Origin of the sequence: Klebsiella sp. FDAARGOS_511, assembly GCF_003812845.1 — a bacterium.
GTDB lineage: Bacteria > Pseudomonadota > Gammaproteobacteria > Enterobacterales > Enterobacteriaceae > Klebsiella > Klebsiella grimontii.
Genome location: NZ_CP033824.1, coordinates 6018981 through 6040885, shown reverse-complemented (window position 1 = coordinate 6040885; position 21905 = coordinate 6018981). Strand labels below are relative to the sequence as shown.

Genomic DNA, 21905 nt, shown 5'->3' with positions numbered 1-21905 from the left:
AGGCGTTGCGGCGGCAGGTGGATGACAAGATGGTGTTAGTTCTTGAGAAACTAGAATGATTTGAATAATCCCGGTTAGGCGGGCGATATGGCTACTGGGGCGAATTGCGGCAACTCGGCCTTTCGAATGGCATTTAACATAATATACATTATGCGCACCATGATAGAAGCCGCAAGATTATGCGATTTTGATCAGAACTCAGTTAACCATCCTGGGATTCTGCTCATGGCCCATTCAGCGCAGTTTTTTACTTTGGATGAAGTTAACCCCATTCAAGATGTTGTCGACCGGCACCTAACAACGCAGATGGCCGCGCAGCGCCTGGGTATCTCCGCTCGTCAGCGCCGACGTCTTCTCGCGTTACCGTGAATCTGGCCCGCCTGGTAAACCGCCGTCGAGTAAAACCCAGCAATAACCAGCGGCCTGATGGCCTTGCACAGTACGCGCTCAATATTATCCGAGAACGCTATACCGACTTTGGCCGATGCTGGCGTGTGAAAAGCTTGCAGAACTGCACGATGTCCACCTGTACAAAGAAACTGTCCGGTCGCTTATGGTTAAAGCCGGTCTCTCGATCCCCCGCAAACAACGTGCGCCGAAAATTCAGCAATCGTCTTGCCTGTTGTGGTGAGTTGATCCAGATTGATGGCTGCGACCATCACTGGTTCGAGAACCGTGCACCCGACTGTACCGCACTGGTCTACGTCGACGACGCGACGAGCCACCTGATGCAGCTTCGATTTGTAAAATCGGAATCGACATTCACCTATTTTGAGGCCATCCGGGGTTACCTGGAAAAGCAGGATCACATTATACGATGGCGTAAAGATTCCACAGATTGGTTAAGGGAAGTTATTATGCTTCCCTTAATGCATACTTCAAGCAATTTGCAAACTACTCATAAAAAGTATATATGAATTTTATTCAATAGGTAAATTGTGCAGTTTTAAGAAAGATAGCTTATCCCAATAGCCTCTTTGAAATATAATTTTATTATTTACTATTTGAAAAAAACCGCAACCTCTTAAACCTGATGGGGCACGCCACTCTAAAATTGCCCATTGTCCATCTTCGAAAATGTTTTCAACGATACAAACCATTTCTGGAATAGAAAAGTCTTGTTCAAACATTTTCTTTATAGCCTCTTTCCCAATAACTGGCTCATTGGCTACCTGATGGTTTATTGCATTATCATCATATAATTCTGAAATAATTTCTACATCTGCATTATTAAATGCGTCAACCCATTGGCAAAGTATTTCTTTTGGCGTCATATAAATCACCTCCAGACCTGTAACTAATTCTTTTCCATAGCATAACATCAAAATCCTATCAAGCTCAAAATTTATTGGCACGCACGATGCCATGTTCCTCGACTACGAAGCGGCCAAAGATTATGCGACCCGCTTCAGGCTGGTCACGTCGGCGAATATCCCTTCTTTCGACGCGCCATTGACCATGCTGGCTTCCCTGCTCTACCTACGAACGCCTCTCGGAAATCGTTCAGGGAACAATCGCAGATGTAAGAAACCGCCACGCCATGATGGTAACGTTCACCGTCCTGTGTAAAACCCAGTCATTGCCTCTGGTCATGACTGTGTAGTAAATTTGGCTGTTGATTAGGTGCAGAGCAATGATAGAGCGTTTTCTGCGACACGATAATTTTACGCACTATGAAGGTTAAATTTTGAAAGCAACAAATTTTTCGGAACTAATAAAGATAGCCGCTCTGCAGCTTTTTAGAGAAAAAGGATTCAACAATGTCTCCACCCGCGATCTTACACGAAAGCTTAATATTTCAAGGAGCCACATCTATCATTATTATAGTAACTGGGAAACATTAAAAAAATCGGCCATAAAATATATGTTTGATAATGACATCGAGGAATATCATGCAACGTTTAATGCCTCGGAAAGTATGAGCCCAACTGACAGGGTCAGGCTGTATATCAAAACGCTGTTACCTGATGCGCCATCAGCGCACTGGCTGCTCTACCTTGAACTCTGGCCGATGGCCGCGCGCGACGATGATTATGCTAATTTGGTCCATAATCAATCACTCCAATGGATCAATATACTCGAAGAAATCATCGACTCCGGAATTAATGAGGGCGAGTTTTCCTCGATAAACGCTTCGGTATCCGCCAGACAAATAAATGCATTAATAGATGGATACTCGAGTATGCTGATCCTCGATTATTCAAAAGAAAAAAGAACCGCTTTTCTTAATGAAATATATGAGATTTCTTTTAAAATCCTTGGCAAATCCTTCTGAAACGCATGAAAAACCCGCAGTAGAAATTAGCGCTTGTTTATGCCCAGATAGCTTAAAATGCGTTTCATTTTACTTTCCGCGGTGGTGTTACCCGCAACTCGGGCATCTATCCATGTCTCATCGGCTTCAGGGTGAGGGCCTGATAATATGACATGCCCTTCCCCATATTTATATCTGGCGATAGCGACATCCCCATTGTCGTAATAAGCTATCGCCTGGAACCCAGCGTTTGAGGTTGTGTTATTCAGATAGGGGCCATCCTGATAGTAAAAAGGTTCCTGTTTATTATTCCATTTCACTTGCAAGGTGTAATCCCCCTCATCATAGGCGCGTGAACCAGGTCTTCCCACTTCTGACTCAAGGGGAGCATCAATGAGCCCAATCCAGTCTTTATCGGCAAGATACGCCCCCATGCAAATGCCAATAAAATCTTTGCCGCTTTTCACAAATTGACGGATAGCCTCAGCGCCATCATCACCAATGACGTCATAAGAACCGGGTATATCCTGACCGCCGCCGGGTTGAATGTAGATATCGAATTTTTTAAGCGTTTGCTCATTCACTTTCAGCGTTTCTTTTTCACCCACATAAGCGATATTCAGGGGCAGGCCAGTACCGACGAGCGATTTCACCACCATTTCTGAACACCCCGCGCACCCGGCGTCTCCCCTATAAACAGCGATACGATAAGTTTTTGATGGTGAGGCATTTGCTGAGGTTGGTGTAGAAAAAATAGAGAAAGTAAAAGCCAGAGCAAGGGTAATCATATTTGCTCTCATCAACTGAGTGTCCTGGAAAAAAGTGGCATTACGCTATTCCCCTTGTCATAGAGTGTTTTGTAAATCATTAAGAACCATTTTTACCATTCTAAATGCATGACATAAAATTAGAGCAGTCGCTCAAATTTAACTTTGGCGTTGATTTTGTCAAGCGTTTTTAAGCGCAGAAAAAAAAGTTAATACGTAAAAAAGTGTAACTCTGACAAAGTTGTATAAATTTTTTAGAGAGATGCAGGCGACATACGAAAGGATAAAAAAGCAGAAACAGCAGTAACCTTGAAATAATCAACTAAGGTATAAGGGCTAATTAACAGGCGCTGTCCTGTAAGCCATACTTAACTGAACAAGACATTTTGTTTTTCGTGTATGTCCGCGAGAGTATGCATCGGCGCGCACGAGGCAGATGAGAAACGGCGATGGCCCGAATCGTATAGAGACGCAAACCTGAATATTCCGGACACCGCGCTTCAGGACATCGCTCAAGACGCCGATAGCGGGCAGTATCCGGACGGTACTATTGAACGCCGGGGCAACGGTACTACCCTGCCCTTTATGACTGACGACCGGCTATCTCACCCACGCACTTCTCCCTGAAATTTAGCATCGTCGCGGTTAATGTCGAAAATTTGCCACCTGACGTGGTTGGCATCGAGGGTGAAAACTGCCGTGGCAAGGGTGTTCTCCTCATCCGGATCGTCGGCAGCCAGCCGATAAATTGGCAGTTCGGCGTCATGGGTATCTGAGAGAATGGTTTTTGCCGCCGCGGCGTCAAACGGAGGTTGCGTTTCCCGCCACTGCATAAGGCGTAACTGCCGCGACGCTGAACTGTCAGTAACGATCTGCTCAACGCCAGCCAGTGCCGCATGCACCAGATGGTTGGCATGCCCCGTTACCGTCGTCAGGGGTAGAACGGAACAGCCTTGACCGGTGGCCTCAACGCTGAACAGCCGCGCATCGCCCAGTTGCCCGAGCGTATGGTGAAACGCCCCGGATCGCGGCTGGCCGGTAAGTATAGTGATTGCCTCGTCGAGGGTGTTCGCATTCAGCGAGGCGCGAGCCAGGATCTGACGCGGTAATCCCTGCGGACGATGCACTGCACGGATGTTATTCACCGTGTTAACGACACCTTTTTCATTCACCGCAAAGGTGTGGCCGCAAATCGACCCCGGATAGGCAAAACTCGTAAAGCTCAGACCGCGACTCGGGGTAATGGTAGCCAGCAAGCATTCATCCCGTAACTGAGGAAAACCGTCTTCATTGTGCGCGATAATCCGCTCGCCTGCGGCGTTTACCCCGGCCACCGTCGTACAGCCATCCGACGTTGAGCGCACCAGATCGCCACGGCAGTTCCAGGCAAAGACCTGATCAACAGTGGCCTCCAGCCCCTGCGCCAACCCCTGCAGCTCCTGCCAGATGTGCGGATAATGCCGCTGTACCTCGGCGCGCATTAACCGGGTCTCAGGGGATGCCTGCAGAGTCATCACCGTTTGCCACAATGACGTGAGCCTCAGTTTCTGATGCCATGCTTCACGGCCAAGCTCGCCAAGGCGCAGGCCAATCTCAAACGGGGAACCACTGATGTCGATTTTCTTCATGTAATGGATTCACTTATGTTCATGAAACGTGCTGTAAAAATTCTCTCAGGCGCGGATTGCTACTGGCATTCAGCAGGATATCAGGTGGGCCATCTTCAGCAATGGTTCCACCATCGATAAAAATCAATCGAGAGGCCACATCGCGTGCAAAGCCAATCTCGTGCGTCACTATAATCATGGTCATCCCTTCATCCGCCAGTGAATGCATCACTTTTAATACTTCGTGGCGCAACTCCGGATCGAGCGCAGAGGTTGGCTCATCAAACAGCATCATTTTCGGTTTCACCGCCAGCGCGCGAGCGATAGCCACGCGCTGCTGCTGGCCGCCTGAAAGCTCTGATGGATAGTGCTCGGCTCGTTCGCGTAGGCCGACACGTTCCAGCAGCGCCAGCGCCTGTTCGCGGGCTGCCGCTTGACTCATTCTGCGTACGCGGATAGGTCCAAACATCACATTTTCCAGCGCCGTAAGATGCGGAAACAGATGAAATTGCTGGAATACCATCCCCGCTTCGCGGCGGATTTCGCACTCGTTGACGTGAGGATCGGTCAGGTGCATCCCGGCAACCAGCAAGGTGCCGGAGGAGATCGCTTCCAACTTGTTGATACAACGCAGCAGCGTCGATTTACCTGAACCTGAAGGACCGATAATCACGACCACTTCACCGGCATCAATTCTCAGATTGATATCGTGCAGCACCTGCGTGGTGCCGAAATGTTTAGCGACCGCGCTAAATTCAACCATGCTCATAAAATATGGATCCTTTTCTCCAGTTGCTTCAGCAGGAAGCTCAGGCACAGGGTGACGGCAAGATAGATCAGGGCTACCGCTGTCCAGACCTCAAGGGCGCGGAAGTTCCCGGCGATGATCTCCTGCCCCTGGCGCGTTAATTCCGCGACGCCGATAACGATGAACAGCGAGGTGTCTTTAATGCTGATAATCCACTGGTTGCCCAACGCCGGGATCATGCGGCGCAGGGCCAGCGGCATAATCACGTGCCATAGCGTTGCGCGCTGCGATAATCCCATTGCCAGACTGGCTTCTTTAAACCCTCTATTGATGGACAAAATTGCACCACGCGTAATTTCCGCAATATACGCGCCGGAGTTAATGATAATGGTGACCATCGCGGCCGTGATGGGGTCGATACGAACGGGCAGAATCATTGGCAAGGCAAAATAGATAAACATCACCTGTACCATAATTGGCGTACCGCGAATCAACTCAACAAAAATTAATGATAACGTTTTCGCGATGCCGCCTCCCAGCGCACGGCAGATTCCTGCCAGCAGACCGATGATAAAGCCGCCCGCCAAACCGACCATAGAGATCAATATTGTCAGCTGCAGCCCTTGTAATAATAGCGGCAGCGATTCCCATATATATTTCGTTTCGAAATTCATAATGCGGTCTATTACTCACGGTTCTGGCCGGAGTTACCCGGCCCGGCTGGTATTATTTAGGTTGTTTGTTAAACCATTTAAAATAAATCTTGTCATAGGTGCCATCCGCGCGTAATGCCTTTAACGCGGCATCGACCTTCGGCGTCAGGCTGCTGTTTTTCTGCAGGGCAAAACCGTATTTCTGCGGCAGAATGCTGTCCGTTTCACCGGTGGATTTTACCTTACCGCCACCTGCTGTTTTCACGTAGTAGAGTACGTTCGGGGAGTCGTGAACGACCGCGTCCAGGTTGCCAGCCTGCAGGTCGAGATAGGCGTTATCAATATTGGGGAATTCGACATAGTTGGCTTTATATTTGGATTTCATAAAACTCGCCGCGGCGGTGCCCTGCTTCAGCCCCACTTTTTTACCGGTCAGATCGCTGAATTTGGTAATGGAATTATCACCGCTCTTCACCGCCATTAAGAGATCCGCATCGTAGTAACCCTCGCTGAAATCAACGACCTGTTTGCGAGCATCGGTAATGGTGATCCCGGCCATTGCCACATCTAAATTACGCGATTGCAGACCAGGAATTAAGCCGCCGAAATCCATAGGGCGTAATTCGTAGCTGACATTCATTTTCTTCGCAATGGCTTGCCATAAATCGATATCAAAACCAACATATTTATTGCCTTGCTTAAATTCAAAGGGAACGAAGGCAGTATCCACACCGACTAATAATTTATCTTGTGCCATGACGGTAAAACTCGCCGAACAGGCAACCAGTGCCAGGGTAATCTTTAATTTTTTCAATAATGCAGACATAATAATCCTCAGCGTAATTAAGACAGCAGACAGGAGTTTTCGCGCAATACCCTAAAACTGATATTGGCGTTGAGAATTAAAACAGTATCCCTACATTCGCACGCGATATAAAAATAAAGGCGTGCGAATTATTTATGCGGGAAGAATAAAATCCCTGGTGTCGGGTACTGGCGTCTGCGCGCCGTTCATGATCATTGAAAGAAAGCTGTAATAACCGTTGATGCCAATCAGATCGACAACGCCCTTTTCCCCCCAGAGATCGATTGCCTGTTGCCAGATATCATCACTGACTTTTTTATGCTGATGCAGCTGCTGGCAAAAATGGTAAACCACCCATTCATCAGCCGCCAGCGCCTCTGGTTGACGCTGTTCATTAATTGCCTGCACCGCTTGCGCCGGGATCCCTTTTTCCCTGGCTATTGGCGCATGAATGGCCCATTCAACCGGCTGCGACCAGTGACGTGCGGTCAGCAGGATGGCCAATTCCGACAACCGCTGCCCCAGCGCGCTACGGTAGCGCAGATACTCCCCCATTCGCTGCGCATGGGCCATCAGTTCCGGGCTGCGCAACAACGGTTCAAACGGCGGCAGCAGCGCGCCGCGCGGCCCGTTGATAATCTCCTCCGCAAGCTGGCGTTGTTCATCGCTCCACTGCTGTTTTGTCAGTGCAGGTAAACGATTCATGGCTGACGTCTCATCAGTTTATGCGTCTCTTCGCTGATGACCTTGTGCAGGGTATCCACTACAAAATCGAGTTCGGACCGGCTGACAATAAACGGCGGCGCAATCAGGATATGATCGCCCCGCTGGCCATCAATGGTTCCGCCCATCGGATAGACCAGCAGCCCGTGCGCCATGCACTGCGCTTTAATAGCGGCATGCAGCTTCAGTATCGGATCGAATGCCGTTTTGCGCTCTTTATCGCATACCAGCTCCACGCCGGCGAATAAACCGCGACCGCGCGTATCACCGACATACGGTAATCCGCCCAGCACATCATGCAGCGCCTGCTGCAAATACGCGCCCTGCTGCTGCACCTGCTCGAGCAAACGATCTCGCTCGATAACCTGCTGCACGGCCAGCGCAGCGGCTGCGGCTGTCGGGTGGCAGATGTAGGTGTGACCATGCTGGAACATACCGCTACCGGCTTGCAGCGCGGCGACGATTTGCTCACTGGCCAGCACTGCGCCTATGGGCTGATAACCCCCGCCTAAACCTTTTGCGATGGTCACGATGTCAGGGACAACGCCATCCTGTTCAAAGGCGTGCAACGTACCGGTACGGCCCATGCCGCACATCACCTCATCGGCGATATACAGAATGCCGTATTTATCACACAACCGACGAACGCCTTGCAGATAACCCGGCGTAGGCGGCATTGCGCCGGTGGTTGCGCCAACCACAGTTTCAGCGATAAAACCGATAATTTTTTGCGGCCCGGCCTCCAGAATTGCCGCTTCGAGTTCGCCAAGTAAGCGCTCGGTGTATTGCTGCTGGCTTTCGCCCGCCTCACGGTCACGGTACTCATTACAGGCCGATACGCGCACCACATCCATCAGCAGCGGCGCGAACTGGCGGCGGCGCCACTCGTTACCGCCAACGGCCAGCGCTCCTAGCGTATTGCCATGGTAGCTTTGTTTACGGGCAATAAACAGCGTGCGATCCGGCTGCCCGATCTCAACAAAGTACTGGCGCGCCAGCTTCAGCGCCGTTTCAACCGCTTCCGATCCGCCGGAGACGAAATAGGCATAGTTCAGCGAACCGGGCGCGGTGCGGACAAGCTGCTCAGCCAGTTGTTCCACCGTATCGGTGGTGAAAAAACTGGTGTGGGCATAGGCCAACCGATCGATCTGCCGATGCATCGCCGCCAGCACATCCGGGTGGGCGTGCCCCAGACAAGAAACCGCCGCCCCGCCGCAGGCGTCCAGATAGCGATGACCACTGGCATCCGTGATGTAAGCGCCCTGGGCACTGACTGCCACTGCCGGGGTAGTACGGAGGCTGCGGTGAATGATATGACTCATGCTTTTACCCTGCTTTAGAAATCGCTTTCGCGTAAATTGAAAGCATCTTGCAGGATCCATTTGAATCTCGTCAATTCAATAATGATTCAAATGTGTTTAATTTTCTTATGATAAAAGCAAATGAATCATTTATCAGGGTTTATCGGGCATCACATACGCCCCGGAGCGTTGCAGATAACGTTCTGCGCTCTCAATCTTATTCACCGCCTCCCGACCGTGGCGGGCAACCAGCATCGCCAGCAAACACTCGGCAACGCCCATACCGGAAACTATCGAAGGGAAAAAAGACGGGCTGCTGAGGGAGAAAAGCAACGTGCAGTCCGCCGTTTGCGCCAGCGGCGAAACCGGTGAGTCGGTGATGGCGATAATCCGCGCCCCGGCCTGTCTGGCTGCATTGAGAACGTCGAGAGATTCACGGGAATAGGGAGAAAAGCTGGTCAATAGCAGACAGTCTTCCGCGTTGATCTCACGGGTGAATACTTCGATATTACTGGCCAATCCGTCAATCAGCGACACCTGGCGATTGAACAATCGGTAGACATAAAACAACGACCAGGCAATAGGAAAGCTGGCGCGGAAGCCGCAAATATAGACCTGCTTCGCTTCATCCAGCAACGTAATCGCTTGCTGCATAGCGTGTTGATTCTCTGCCTGAGTGAATGCCAGATTGGCCTGATGCGCGAGGAAAACCTCTTCGTACAGCTCGGGCTGCGTTCCTTTAGCGATCAATTTTTCAGCCTTAGATACATATGTATCATTTCCTAAGCCGAGATCGTCGATAAATGCGCTTTTCAGTTCCCGCCAACCGTTATAGCCCAGACGCTGCGCCAGGCGTAGTAGCGTGGCAGGCTTAACGCCGGCTTCCGCGGCGAAGGCACGCATTGATTGCACCACCAGTTGGTTGGCATTTTGCAGGGAAAATTCCGCCGCGCGCTGGAGTTCGGGCGACAGCAGGCTGAATTGGCTCACAATGTTTTCACGAAGATTCATGGCGTATCGTTATCATCCGTAAGAGTGGCTGCGGCGAAACCTGGCCGCAGAAAGGGATATATATAACCGCAATTCGCCGTAATTGCATTATGGCAGAGAGAGGCGCATCCCTGCGCCACGGTGTATCGCCCCAGGCGATTAATCCGAAGTCCCTTTATTCGGCGCCTGAATCCACTGGATTCGCGGGAACGACCGTATATCCAACTCGTTGATGGCATTGGTAAAAAACATTGTCGTCGCTATCGCAAAAGAGAAATTATTCGCTTTATTTATAAATTGGCTTGCGGAATAATTAGTCAGGTTTTATTACGCAGTAGAGGAATTAAGATGCGTTTCAGTACCATGCCCGACAGTGAAATTATTTCTGAACTGTGCCGAAGAATTAAAGAAACGCGTATACAGCTGGGGCTATCACAGATTGAGCTTGCCGAACGCGCCCAGGTCGGCGCGGCAACCATTAAACGCGTTGAACTAGGTGAGTCCGTCACTCTCAGTACGCTGATTGGTATTTTGCGCGGCCTCGACCGACTACATCAACTGGAGTCAATTTTATTTGATTCACATATGCGCACCTTTAAAGCGCAAATTAATTCCGGGGCCCCTTCCCGTATCCGTATTCGGAAAAAAACGCATCAGCCAAAAGAGAAACAGGCCGCCGCGGCGCAGACCAGCGAGTCAAACGCCACCATTAACGAATGGTACACCTCATCGGCTTCTAACAGCGTGGTATGGTCTTTTCAGCCGCCTGACGGAGAGAAAAAAAAGCCCTAAACTGTAGGGCCTGCACCACCGGGGAAAGAAAAAACGCCTGTCGTTAAACAGGCGTTTTTTATGGGACTCAGGATTCACACACCGCGACTTTAATCGCCAGACCGCCTCGGGCGGTTTCACGGTATTTGGCGTTCATGTCTTTGCCCGTCTCAAACATCGTTTCGATGACTTTATCCAGTGAGACTTTCGGATCGCTGGTACGGTACATCGCCATACTGGCCGAGTTAATCGCCTTCACCGCCGCAATCGCGTTACGCTCAATGCAGGGTACCTGGACCTGGCCGGCCACCGGATCGCAGGTCAGGCCAAGGTTATGCTCCATACCGATCTCCGCGGCGATGCACACCTTCTCCGGACTGCCCCCCAACAGCTCGGCCAGTCCGGCGGACGCCATCGAGCAGGCCACGCCCACTTCGCCCTGGCAACCGACCTCAGCCCCGGAAATGGAGGCGTTCATCTTATAAAGAATGCCGATCGCGCCCGCCGTCAGGAAATAGCGCATAGAGATTTCCGGCGTCACCTCTTTGATAAACCGATCGTAATAGGCCAGCACCGCCGGGACAATGCCGCAGGCGCCGTTGGTCGGCGCGGTCACGACTCGCCCACCCGCCGCGTTCTCTTCTCCGACCGCCATGGCGAACATATTGACCCAATCCATCGCGCTCAGCGGCGTAATCGACTGGCTCTGCGGCGCCAGCACACGGTGCAGCGCAGAAGCGCGGCGCGGCACCTTCAGCGGCCCCGGTAAAATACCTTCCGTATTCATCCCCCGATTAATGGCGTTTCTCATGGTCTCCCATATTTTCGCCATATTTTGCTCAACGCTCTCCCTGCCGTGGCGGGCGATCTCGTTTTTCATCATCACCGCGGAAATCGACAGGCAGTTGTCCTGGCAGTGCGCCAGCAGGTTGCGAGCGGAATAGAACGGGAACGGAATATCGACATCCGCGCCCTGACTCTTGCCAAAGTTTTCCTCGGTCACGATAAAACCGCCGCCGATGGAATAATAAGTCTGGAAATGGGCGATTTTGCCGTCGCAAAACGCGGTAATGCTCATGCCATTTTCATGCAGCGGCAGAAATTCATTGTGAAAACGCATGCATTCCGCCACCGGAAACTCAATTTCGCGCTGGCCTTCTTCAATAAACAGACGATGCATGGCGTTGACATCGCGAATAATGCCGGGAATGGCGTCGATATCCACGGTATCCGGTAAATACCCGGACAGTCCAAGAATAATGGCGATATCGGTATGGTGGCCTTTACCCGTTAATGAAAGAGAACCATACACGTCCACCACCAGACGGGTGACTTTATGCAGCAGGCCTTTTTCCTGCAGGGTATCAACAAAATGTTTTCCTGCTTTCATCGGCCCAACGGTATGGGAACTGGACGGCCCGATGCTGATTTTGAAAATATCGAAAACGCTAATCATGTGGCACCCATGCGGTTACATAGCAAAACGAATGCGCCGCCGGTGAGCGGCGGCGCTGAAACTTAGCTGAATAGAGAGAAGAAAATGGCGGAGATGGCAATCAGTCCCATCACAACCACGAACGCGTTGCTGATGTGACCGCTATATTTGCGCATAGCCGGTACTTTGTTGATGGCATACATCGGCATCAGGAACAGGATCATCGCGATGACCGGGCCACCCAGCGTTTCAATCATGCCCAGAATGCTCGGGTTCAGGGTCGCGACAATCCAGGTGGTCACCAGCATGAACAGCGCGGTGATCTTGTTCAGTTTGTTGATTTCGATCGATTTGCCTTTACCGCGCAGAGACTTAATCACCATGCCGTTGAAACCTTCACGCGCCCCGAGATAGTGGCCGAGGAAGGATTTGGTAATCGCAATCATCGCGATGATCGGTGCCATCCAGGCAATCACCGGCGCGTTAAAGTGGTTCGCCAGGTAAGAAAGGATGGAGATGTTCTGTGCTTTCGCTTCCGCCAGGTTTTCCGGGGAGAGGCTCAGCACGCAGCTGAACACGAAGAACATCACGGTCAGCACCATCATAATGTGGGCAAAGCCCAGGATACGGGAGCATTTGCGCTCGGCGTCCTCGCCGTATTCTTCACGCTTTGCCACTGCAAAAGAGGAGATAATCGGCGAGTGGTTGAAGGAGAAAACCATCACCGGGATAGCCAGCCACAGGGTCATCCACAGCCCATTCCCCGTAGCCGAAGCGCCGCTCAGCGACAGGGTATCCAGAACCGCGCCATTCCATTGCGGTATCAAATACAGCGCCAGTATCATTAACGCAAACACGAACGGAAATACCAGTACGCTCATGGCCTTAACAATCATTTTTTCGCCAAAGCGGACAATACCCATCATCCCGACAATTAAAATCAACGATAAAATGGCGCGCGGCGGAGACACCAGCCCCAGCTGGTGAGTAATAAAGCTATCGACCGTGTTGGTAATGGCGACACTATAGACCAGCAGAATCGGATAAATAGCAAAGAAATAGAGCAGCGTAATGAGTTTACCTGCCCCGGTACCGAAATGCTCTTCCACCACTTCGGTAATATCTTCCCCCGGATTTTTTCCTGACAGCACAAAACGGGTTAAACCGCGGTGGGCGAAAAAGGTCATTGGAAAGGCAAGAATTGCCATGATAATTAACGGAATTAAGCCGCCAACCCCGGCGTTAATCGGCAGGAAAAGCACCCCTGCGCCTATCGCGGTACCGTACAGGCCCAGCATCCAGACGGTATCACTCTTTCTCCAGCCGCTGCTCTCGCGAGCGACGAGGGTATTTTGAACGGTTTCCATAATATGGCCTCAGTAATAAAAATAGGGTCAGAATTTATTGATTCTGATGCAGGTAATAAAAACGCTGTGTTTATTTGGCTATTTTATTAAATGCGACTATGCTAATTCGCTAACAGCGATCACATAACCTGATGGATAGCGGTGACTTTTAACGCATCAAAATTAATACTGAAATTTTTATATTTTTTAAAGTATCATTTTTAAGACGTTATTATTTATATGGGTGTGCTTAAGGTGCTGGATATTTATATAATTCACGTGCAGAGATAACAACCACTATTTGTCATACGATTAATAAAACGCAAAAAATCAGGGGCAAGGAAATAAACGCCCTCCCCCTCAATTATTTAAAACAATCAGTCGTCAACTTTTGCCTGTCGTTTTACCATGAGTAGTCATCCTGTCCCGATTAATTATTTCCGTAAGAGGATCGTTTAGCGGACAGTGAAAATGAGTTTTGTATCTTGGAGAAATTCATTGCTGACGCTGTTTTATATAACTGGTACGATATCAATCTCTTTGACGGCCCCTTATACGTACATATCTATGACAGAAATACGCATTGGCTATGCCCGATGTTCAACTGACCGACAGGATCTGGCTGCACAGCAAGAGGTCCTCATCGGTCTGGGCGTTTCTCCGGACCGGATTTATTCCGATAAGGGGTTGACTGGTTCAAATCGCCAGCGACGCGGTCTGGTTCAGGCTCTGGCGTCTGTTCGCCAGGGAGATGCGCTGGTCGTACCGAAACTATCGGACGCTTTCCTGTGGAAAATAATGGAAAACCGGATTTAATGAAAATCAGCAAGGAGCGATTATGTACAACAACAATGAAGTCATCAGTTACCTACAAGCCAACAAGATTCTTGCACTGAAGCTCGATCATGCTGTTTCTGCTGTCGGCGAAAAGGTCAGAAACCAGGTTGATGCATTAGGGAAGGGGGCAACCCGCCTGCTGTATTACACGTCCTGTTTCACCGATGAATACAACGATGTTTGCCAGCAGCAAAAGACAGAAGATTTGCGCTTCAGGAATGCTGTTATACGCATTATCCAGCATGGTGACGTTGTCTTTGAAATGCTTCGGGCCTACTTTGAGGAAATATTCAAATACAAAACTAATGCTCAATTAGAGCATATTAAAAAAGCGCTTATGGCCGTGAATATCCATATCGCTGCCAACACCCTTACAGGTGCAGGGTACGCTTTAGCGGTCGCTACCAGCATTCGTATTGGATTGAATCTAAATATGCAACTCAGTGCCCTTACGGGACGCGCTGCGGGTACGGTTGCGGGGGTTTTGGCTACATATGGTCTGGTTCAGAAAGCGGCGGATAGCGCCCATCGTTTACACGTCCAATACCCAGCCTATTATTCAGCACTTTACATGCAACAACTAGAAATGATGTATTTTTTGATTGAACCCCTATTCGAGCGCGCAGGTGCCTTTGAAGCGCAATGGATGTCTGATTCTGGCATAGCAAATATTATCACCCGGATGATTAGATAATCATGATTCAATCACTAAAGAAATTTCTACTGTGGCAACTCAGGTTTTTATCATCGTTGTACGGACCTGTGATCCTCACGATTATTTTTGCGCTGCTTCAGGGGTATTTTTTTCCTGAGAGCCCTGTTTGGCCTATAGGCGTATTTGCCATGATTATGATTGTTGTTTTTACGCGTTATTGTAGATGGTGACAGGGTGAAGATCACTGTTATTAAATCATCACTGATAAGGAAATTATATGGCTACTCCCACTCATTTATGGCTTGAAGATGAAAACGGATCGCCGATTGTTGGCAGTTGTTTAATGCCCCTGCGTTTAGGTTCTATCGAATTAAAATCATTTTCGCACGGTGTAACCATTCCAGTAGACCCCAGTTGGGGCAAACTTACTGGAACGCGCGTTCATAGCCCGATCACGATAGTGAAAGAATTTGACCAAACGACACCTGTTCTGTATCGCGCCGTATGTGAAGGCCGAACACTGAAAAAAGCAACAATCAAGATGTACCGAATACTGGAATCGGGCATTGAATCAGAATATTTCAATATCATCCTGGAAAACGTCAAAATCACGACGGTTTCCCCATACCTTGCCCCTAATGGCATGAGTAGCACACATCTGGAAACAATCGAATTGCGTTATGAGGCGATTACCTGGAAGTATACGGAGGGTAATATTATTTATCGTGATTCATGGAACGATCGTTGTTGTGCCTAATGACGAAGTTTCTGACCTCCGTGCAGCCCATGGATGCTGGCGCTGGCCGACGCACGATAAACGCCTGAATCCGGGAAAGAAAGTGCCAGCTTGCTGGCACTTTTCACCTTAAACAGGGTCGATGACCGTCATGCGGGCACCTTTAAATAGGGCGCAATGCTCGCTAATTTCTCCCGGGTTTCCGTCAGTTCGCGCTCCGGCGTAGATTGCGCGATGATACCCGCCCCCGCCTGTATCCAGCAGCGCTGGCTATCCTGAAACACGGAACGCAGCACTAACGCCGCATCGAAGCACGTATCTTCCAGAAGCAGGATTGCGCCTGAATAGAGCTCCCGCGGCGTTTTTTCAATTTGCATGATCGCGTTGAGGGCCGCTTTTTTAGGGATACCTGACGCGGTAATTGACGGAAACAGCACGGTAAACGCATCCCAGGCATCCTTATCTTCCGCGAGCTGGCCGCTGACGCCAGACCCCAGATGCTGGACGCTGCCGCGCTGGCGAACCGACATCAAATCCTCGACCACTACGCTGCCGGGCTGGTAAACCGCCTCCAGTTCGGCAATGGCCTCTTTGACCGAGAGGATATGCTCAAGCACCTCTTTACCGTCGTGCAGCAGCTCCCTCTCATTTACCTGATTATGCGCCGTATCGCCCATGCGATCGCGGGTGCCCGCCAGCGGCTCAGTGACCACTTTGTTTCCCGTCACCGACATCACCAGTTCCGGACTAAAACCCAGCGCCTCGCGTCCTTGCTGGCGAAACATAAACGTACGGGTGGGCGTGTTGGCCTGCCGTCCATATAGCAGCGTAGCGGGCATATCAATTCGCGCAGGCAGAGGAATCGCGCGTGAGACGATGACTTTAACGTAATCGCCGCGGCGGATCGCCGAAACGGCGCGCGCAACCTGCTGTTTATACGCTTCACCGTCCAGGGCGGTATCCACAACCATTGGCCCGCATGGTGTCGCCGTATCGACCTCTTTTACCCACTCGCACAGACGGCGGCATCCGTCGGCGGAGTCCGCGTAAACGGTAACATTTCCCTTCTCAAAAATAAGTTCTTCACGGGGAGCGGTTAACGTTAGCAGCGGCCACTCGCCGGCATCAAAGGCCATTCCCCGCGCATGGGCCGCAAAGTTGAACCCAACCTGGCCATATACCCGGCATCCTCTTACCCGCGGATGCGTCATAAAACGACGCGCGCAGTCGATAATCGAATCTACCGCCCACTTTTGTTCTCCGGCATCATCAATGAATGTCGCCTGGGTGCCGTCGGCATTAATCTGCAGTTGCGCCTGGCATCCTTTACCTATGTACCAGCAAGGTTGGCGCTCATAGACATAGCACTCTTCATCTCCGAACTGACGTAAGACGCCAGAAATCATCGGCAGCCATTGCTCCTCTGGTAACGCCAGGTGTAAAAATTCACTGATTTTCATCCCTTACCTCTCTGTGTTATTCCCGAATCAATCAATTGAGCTTGTCATCAGTTCTTTTGCCGAACGCAGTCTGATAGAAACAATCCACGACGCCAGCAACGTGAATAAGCCGGCAAACAGGAAGCAGGCCGTATAGCCAAAGCGCTGCGCGACAACGCCGCCGACTACGCCGGCCAGAATGGCGATGGCGGCGTCAGTACATTGAAAGAGCGTAAAATCGACACCGGCCTGCAAAGGAGAAGAAAGCGCCATCAGCGTGGCGTAAAGACAGACCAACGCGCAGGCCAGCGAAACAGATTGAACAACGATCAATACCTGGAGAATCGGCAGCAGTAGAGGACCCGGCGCTATCTTCAGCGTCATCACTACCGCCAGCAGCGCGATGCCCTGCACGCCATAAGCCGTAAACAGCGCTCTGCCGGGTGAGAGGTATTTCATCAGCAATCCCCCCGCCAGCGTTCCGGCTATGCCCGCCGCAATATTACCGCCGCTGAACAGCGCGCCGAGCGCTGACATGCTCAGACCATGATCCAACAGCAACGGCGCCAGAAGAGGCAGCACAAACCGCATGCCGGAATTCAGCATCACTACCAGCATTAAGCCCAGACGAGCCTGTCGCCTTCTAAGCGCATAACCCAATGCCGGAACATGCGGAACAGATGCTGCGCGCGTTGGTTCGGCAACGCGCCACAGGGGTACGGATAAGACCAGGATCAGCGCCGCCATCATCAGCATGGCCGCAGGCCAGCCGACGGTCGCCGACAGCATCAGAAACACCCCGCCGCCGCACATCATTCCCAGATAGCTGCCGCCGACCTGCACGCTGTTTCCCCAACCGTACCCTGCGCGGGTCAGCTGATCGACGCAAAAACCATCGCTGGCGATATCAATAGTGGAGGCGACCGTACCCGCCACCATAAACAGCGCAAATAGCGCGACGACTATCGTTTCGGGCAATACGCCTTCTCGCCCTGTCCCGCCAATCGCGGCGGCAATCGCCAGGATCGCCGCGAGCGCAGCCTGCCCGCGCAGGATCAGCATGCGGGAACGGCGCTGCGGGCTGCCAGGAGGTAGCCGCCAGCGCTCGACCCACGGCGCCCAAATAAACTTCAGCGCCCAGGGCAGCATAAACAGGGTTGTGGCCCCGGCAAGCGCAAGCGATCCGCCAGCAGCGCGCACCAGCGCCGGTAAGGACTGCATCGAGAGCGCCGATACCAGACTCTGTGTCACATAGATGCCGGCAATGGCGAAAATCACCCGCCCGGTGGTTAACGTCAACGGTTTCACATTCGACGGAACGTCACTCATGCGCCACCTCCTCTGACGTGGAAACCCCTTCGGCGCGCCAGACGCGGGCGGCCATTTGCGCGTGCCACAGCGCCTGGTAACGCCCATGAAGAGAGAGCAACTGCGCATGGGTGCCCTGTTCAACCACTTTGCCCTCCTCCATCACCAGGATATTTCCTGCCCCGACGATGGTAGACAGGCGATGGGCGATAATAATCACCGTCCGGTTGTGAACCAGGTTATCGATAGCTTTCTGTACCGCCAGCTCGCTATCGATATCCAGCGCGGCGGTCGGCTCATCAAGAATGACGATCGGCGCATCTTTCAATAAGGCCCTGGCAATGGAAATCCGCTGGCGCTCGCCGCCCGATAGCTGTCCGCCCATCTCGCCCATTGGCGTCAGCCAGCCTTGAGGAAGGCGGGTAATGAATTCAAGACACTGCGCCGCGCGGGCGGCCTCTTCTACTTCCTGCTGGGTCGCCTGCGGGCGCGCAATCAGGATATTCGCCAGCAATGTGTCATCAAACAGCCAGACATCCTGGAATACGACGGAAATCAGGCTGTTGAGCTGTTCCGCCGTCAGGCGACGAATATCGACGCCGCCGATAGAAATCCGCCCTTGCTGCGGATCGGCATAGCGCATTAACAGTTTGCTGACCGTGGTTTTACCTGCGCCGGAAGCGCCCACCAGCGCGCTCATACTGGCCGCCGGAAAGGTCAAAGAGAGGTCATTGAGCGCGGGATCGCCGCTGTCGTCATAGCGGTAATGAATATTGTCAAAGCGGATATCGTAACGTTCCGGCATCTCTCCGCGTTCTGCAACGGGAAGCGGCGCGATCGCCATAAACTGCTCAATACGCTGTAAGGCGCTGGCAATCAGTTCCACCACCGAGGTGTAGCTTATAAACATGGCCATCGGTTCAGCGAAACGCATAATCATCGCGGTGGCGGCAATCAGAAAGGCGAGGTTCAATGTGCCCGTGCCCACCCAGATGATTCCGCACAACACCACCACCTGTAGTCCCAGCTCCACAACGCCGGCGATCAGCATCGTCGCGCCCGCGCTCTGGCGGTGAGTGCGGGTCTGTAAGTTTTCCAGAGCGTTAAAATGATCCCGCAGCGCCCGGCTTTTATCAGCATCGCTACCGCAGGTACGCAATATCATCATCCCCTGCACAAATTCAACAATATCCCCGCTCAGCCGCTGGTGCGCTTCGCCCAAGGTCTGCATTTGTCGCCTCATCGCCGGGCGGCGCCAGTAATAAAACGGCGCCAGCAAGGGGAAGATCAGCAGCATCACCAGCCCCAACCGCCAGTCGATCCACAATGTCGCCAGCGACGCCGTCAGCGGCGTAACGATGGTCAGCAGTAAAATATTGGCTATCGCAATCACATAGTTGAGGTTTTCATCCACGGAGCCCAGCAACAAGGCGTTCGTTTCGCCCGCTCTGCCGCGCTGGAGCCTCTCCAGCGGCACGCGGCGTAATTGTTCGCCCAGGCGCAGACGCAGTTCATGGGTGGCCTGCGCCAGATGCCCGCGGTATTCAAAGCCCAGCCCATACCAGCGGAGAGCCAGCGTCACAAACGCCGCAATGCTGAAGGCCAAAGCCCAGTGAAGAAGTCGAGATGCCTCATTCCGTAGCAGCGCATCAACGATCGGATAGAGGCAGGCGAAGGCGATCCCCTGCATCAATGCCGCCAGCAGCAGAGCAACCAGACTGCGCCGCAGCGTTCCCACCTGACTGCCCACGCTGGAGATAAGCTGGCGCCAGATCGCGCGCCAGGCCAGATTATCCGCCGGGTTAGTGACTTTCATTTTGCACCGCCTCTTCCTGCGTTCCACCCGGCGCCCACTGCTGCGCCTGCTGATAGCGTTGCCATAGCCGTTGATACAGGCCACCCTGCGCCAATAGCTGCCCGTGGCTCCCGCTTTCCCGAAGCTGACCGTCGGAAAACAGCAATATCACATCGGCCTGACTCACCATGGAGAGACGATGCGCGACCATGATGACCGTCCGGCCGCGCATGGCAGCCGCGAGGGCTTTGATAAGCGCCGCTTCACCTTCCGGATCGGCAAACGCCGTCGCTTCATCAAGCACCAGAATGGGACGGTCCTGCAAAAGCGCCCGGGCGATGGTGATGCGCTGCCGCTGCCCGCCGGAGAGGAATACCCCTCGTTCCCCGACTCGCGTGCTGTAACCCTCCGGCAACGCGCTAATAAACTCATGCGCCTGCGCCACTCTGGCCGCCGCTATCACCGATTCCAGCGGCGTATCCGGCGCGCCCAGACGGATGTTATTGGCGATCGTGTCGGCAAAAAGAAAGTTGTCCTGAAACACAAACGAGATTTGCTTCATCAGGGTCTCTATCCGCATATCGCGCAGATCCACGCCGCCAATACGAATATGGCCTTTGTCGGGATCGGCATAACGTAGCAGCAGCCGCGCCACGGGGCTTTTCCCGGCGCCGCTTGGCCCTACCAGCGCCACAATTTGCCCGACAGGCACGTGAAAGCTCACCTCCTGCAACGCGGCGCCAGTCCGCGCTTGCGGATAATGAAAGCTTACCTGCTCAAAGGTGATACTCGCCTCTTTCGGCTGTCGATCGGCTCGCGGGCGCGAAAGTTCCGGCATCATGAGAACCTGATAGATACGCTGAACGCTTAAACGCGTTTGCGCGACCAGGTTATTAAGCATCATCATCGGCATTACCGCTTCGGCCATTCCGCTGGCTATCAGTAATACGGCTACCCAGGCGATAAAATCGAGACTACCAGCGTGCAGCAGGCCGTATCCGCACCAGATAAGAACGAATAAGGTCGGCAGCGGGTTCAGAATCGAGAATGAAAAACGCGCTGAAAATCCGGCCTGTCGATACCAGCTTTTGAGCACATCGACCCACTCTTCGAGGGCATGTTGATAGCGCAAAAAGCTGGTACTGCCGCTATCAAAGGTCCTCACAACCGGCATGGCCTGTACGAACTCAATCACCGCGGCGCTGACCCGTTCACGCGCCTGATGATAACGCTGAGCCATGTTTTCCGAGCGCTGCCGGGCGAGTAACAGCACCACCGAACCAAACGCCAGTACCCCCAGCGTCGCGATGGCCAGTCGCCAGTCCAGCCAGAATACGAGAACAACAGTCGCCAGCGGCATGATTATGGCGCGGGCATAGAGCGGCGTACTGTCAGCAACAAAAATATGTAACGACTTCACATCATCCAGCATCACTTTCGTCACCGATCCGCTGCCCATCTGCTGTAACGCGCCCGGCGCAAGCTGTAGGGTCTTGTGGGCTAATCTGCTGCGCAGAATATTCTCCAGATGGAAAGCCGCATAATGAGAGGTATTGAACGCCTGCAGGCGCAGGATAAAGGTCGCTATCACGCAGCCAACTACGCCGCTCAGCGGCCAGACGGGGATGAAGTCAGGCGCCCCGCGCAGATCGCGCAGGCACCATGCCAGAAAAAGCAGCGCCCCCAGGCTGGTTAAGGCCGCCAGCCCTGCCAGCGCCATAGCCAGGAGCACCTT

At 52.3% G+C, this 21905-nt stretch carries 19 protein-coding genes and 3 pseudogenes; 7 read left to right on the top strand and 15 right to left on the bottom strand.

Annotated features, from left to right (window positions below; genetic code table 11):
- Window positions 1-225 precede the first annotated feature (225 nt).
- Window positions 226-800: pseudogene (locus EGY08_RS31205) on the top strand (ISNCY family transposase); the annotation flags it as partial.
- 120 nt (window positions 801-920) lie between these two features.
- On the opposite strand, the gene EGY08_RS30275 reads toward EGY08_RS31205, so the two are convergent.
- Window positions 921-1274 carry a nuclear transport factor 2 family protein gene (locus EGY08_RS30275; protein WP_004137050.1) on the bottom strand — a complete coding sequence of 118 codons (354 nt, stop codon included), beginning with the start codon at window positions 1272-1274 and terminating at the stop codon, window positions 921-923.
- Between the two features lie 76 nt (window positions 1275-1350).
- On the opposite strand from EGY08_RS30275, the pseudogene EGY08_RS31350 reads away from it, so the two are divergent.
- Together EGY08_RS31350 and EGY08_RS30265 are read left to right on the top strand one after the other, a co-directional pair.
- Window positions 1351-1452: pseudogene (locus tag EGY08_RS31350) on the top strand (amino acid ABC transporter substrate-binding protein); the annotation flags it as partial.
- Between the two features lie 235 nt (window positions 1453-1687).
- Window positions 1688-2275, top strand: a complete 588-nt coding sequence (locus EGY08_RS30265; RefSeq protein WP_123829377.1) for a TetR/AcrR family transcriptional regulator — start codon at window positions 1688-1690, stop codon at window positions 2273-2275.
- Between the two features lie 26 nt (window positions 2276-2301).
- Here the strand turns inward: EGY08_RS30265 and EGY08_RS30260 are convergent, their stop codons facing one another.
- The 8 genes from EGY08_RS30260 to EGY08_RS30225 form a co-directional block, all read right to left on the bottom strand.
- A complete protein-coding gene (locus tag EGY08_RS30260; RefSeq protein WP_227635264.1) occupies window positions 2302-3042 on the bottom strand; it encodes a BPL-N domain-containing protein in 741 nt (246 codons plus the stop codon).
- A gap of 584 nt (window positions 3043-3626) precedes the next feature.
- The gene (locus tag EGY08_RS30255) at window positions 3627-4649 is read right to left on the bottom strand and encodes a C45 family autoproteolytic acyltransferase/hydolase (protein ID WP_112165060.1); all 1023 of its coding nucleotides are present in this window, start codon (window positions 4647-4649) and stop codon (window positions 3627-3629) included.
- 19 nt (window positions 4650-4668) lie between these two features.
- Window positions 4669-5391, bottom strand: a complete 723-nt coding sequence (glnQ, locus tag EGY08_RS30250; protein ID WP_123829469.1) for a glutamine ABC transporter ATP-binding protein GlnQ — start codon at window positions 5389-5391, stop codon at window positions 4669-4671.
- A gap of 2 nt (window positions 5392-5393) precedes the next feature.
- Window positions 5394-6050 carry a glutamine ABC transporter permease GlnP gene (glnP, locus tag EGY08_RS30245; protein WP_001008622.1) on the bottom strand — a complete coding sequence of 219 codons (657 nt, stop codon included), beginning with the start codon at window positions 6048-6050 and terminating at the stop codon, window positions 5394-5396.
- A gap of 52 nt (window positions 6051-6102) precedes the next feature.
- Complete coding sequence (gene glnH / locus EGY08_RS30240) at window positions 6103-6855, bottom strand: glutamine ABC transporter substrate-binding protein GlnH (protein WP_004120395.1); 753 nt, start codon at window positions 6853-6855, stop codon at window positions 6103-6105.
- Between the two features lie 132 nt (window positions 6856-6987).
- Window positions 6988-7539: a carboxymuconolactone decarboxylase family protein gene (locus EGY08_RS30235; RefSeq protein ID WP_123829375.1), complete on the bottom strand. Its 552-nt coding sequence runs from the start codon at window positions 7537-7539 to the stop codon at window positions 6988-6990.
- Window positions 7536-8879 carry an aspartate aminotransferase family protein gene (locus tag EGY08_RS30230; protein WP_123829374.1) on the bottom strand — a complete coding sequence of 448 codons (1344 nt, stop codon included), beginning with the start codon at window positions 8877-8879 and terminating at the stop codon, window positions 7536-7538. Before EGY08_RS30230 ends, EGY08_RS30235 begins: the two co-directional genes overlap by 4 nt.
- A 132-nt stretch (window positions 8880-9011) precedes the next feature.
- Window positions 9012-9869 carry a MurR/RpiR family transcriptional regulator gene (locus EGY08_RS30225; protein WP_004120378.1) on the bottom strand — a complete coding sequence of 286 codons (858 nt, stop codon included), beginning with the start codon at window positions 9867-9869 and terminating at the stop codon, window positions 9012-9014.
- Window positions 9870-10196: 327 nt separating this feature from the next.
- Here EGY08_RS30225 and EGY08_RS30220 point away from each other — a divergent pair, with 327 nt between their 5' ends.
- Entirely contained in the window at window positions 10197-10640 is a 444-nt protein-coding gene (locus tag EGY08_RS30220; RefSeq protein WP_004120375.1) for a helix-turn-helix domain-containing protein, read from the top strand.
- Between the two features lie 67 nt (window positions 10641-10707).
- Here EGY08_RS30220 and EGY08_RS30215 read toward each other — a convergent pair whose 3' ends face one another.
- Together EGY08_RS30215 and EGY08_RS30210 are read right to left on the bottom strand one after the other, a co-directional pair.
- A complete protein-coding gene (locus tag EGY08_RS30215) occupies window positions 10708-12075 on the bottom strand; it encodes an L-serine ammonia-lyase (protein ID WP_087828112.1) in 1368 nt (455 codons plus the stop codon).
- A 62-nt stretch (window positions 12076-12137) separates the two neighbouring features.
- Complete coding sequence (locus EGY08_RS30210; RefSeq protein WP_004120369.1) at window positions 12138-13421, bottom strand: HAAAP family serine/threonine permease; 1284 nt, start codon at window positions 13419-13421, stop codon at window positions 12138-12140.
- Between the two features lie 546 nt (window positions 13422-13967).
- On the opposite strand from EGY08_RS30210, the pseudogene EGY08_RS30205 reads away from it, so the two are divergent.
- The 3 genes and pseudogenes from EGY08_RS30205 to EGY08_RS30190 form a co-directional block, all read left to right on the top strand.
- Window positions 13968-14174, top strand: a pseudogene (locus tag EGY08_RS30205) (recombinase family protein); the annotation flags it as partial.
- A gap of 64 nt (window positions 14175-14238) precedes the next feature.
- Window positions 14239-14931: a hypothetical protein gene (locus tag EGY08_RS30200; protein WP_123829373.1), complete on the top strand. Its 693-nt coding sequence runs from the start codon at window positions 14239-14241 to the stop codon at window positions 14929-14931.
- A gap of 238 nt (window positions 14932-15169) precedes the next feature.
- Entirely contained in the window at window positions 15170-15649 is a 480-nt protein-coding gene (locus EGY08_RS30190) for an Hcp family type VI secretion system effector (protein WP_123829371.1), read from the top strand.
- Between the two features lie 128 nt (window positions 15650-15777).
- On the opposite strand, the gene EGY08_RS30185 is transcribed toward EGY08_RS30190, so the two are convergent.
- The 4 genes from EGY08_RS30185 to ybtP are packed head-to-tail and all read right to left on the bottom strand — an operon-like array spanning window position 15778 to window position 21890.
- Window positions 15778-17088, bottom strand: a complete 1311-nt coding sequence (locus EGY08_RS30185) for a salicylate synthase (RefSeq protein WP_123829370.1) — start codon at window positions 17086-17088, stop codon at window positions 15778-15780.
- Window positions 17089-17115: 27 nt separating this feature from the next.
- Window positions 17116-18396: a yersiniabactin-associated zinc MFS transporter YbtX gene (gene ybtX / locus EGY08_RS30180; RefSeq protein ID WP_123829369.1), complete on the bottom strand. Its 1281-nt coding sequence runs from the start codon at window positions 18394-18396 to the stop codon at window positions 17116-17118.
- Window positions 18389-20191 carry a yersiniabactin ABC transporter ATP-binding/permease protein YbtQ gene (ybtQ, locus tag EGY08_RS30175; protein ID WP_123829368.1) on the bottom strand — a complete coding sequence of 601 codons (1803 nt, stop codon included), beginning with the start codon at window positions 20189-20191 and terminating at the stop codon, window positions 18389-18391. Before ybtQ ends, ybtX begins: the two co-directional genes overlap by 8 nt.
- A complete protein-coding gene (gene ybtP / locus EGY08_RS30170; RefSeq protein ID WP_185762660.1) occupies window positions 20178-21890 on the bottom strand; it encodes a yersiniabactin ABC transporter ATP-binding/permease protein YbtP in 1713 nt (570 codons plus the stop codon). The genes ybtQ and ybtP overlap by 14 nt, the downstream gene beginning before the upstream one ends.
- Between the last annotated feature and the right edge of the window lie 15 nt (window positions 21891-21905).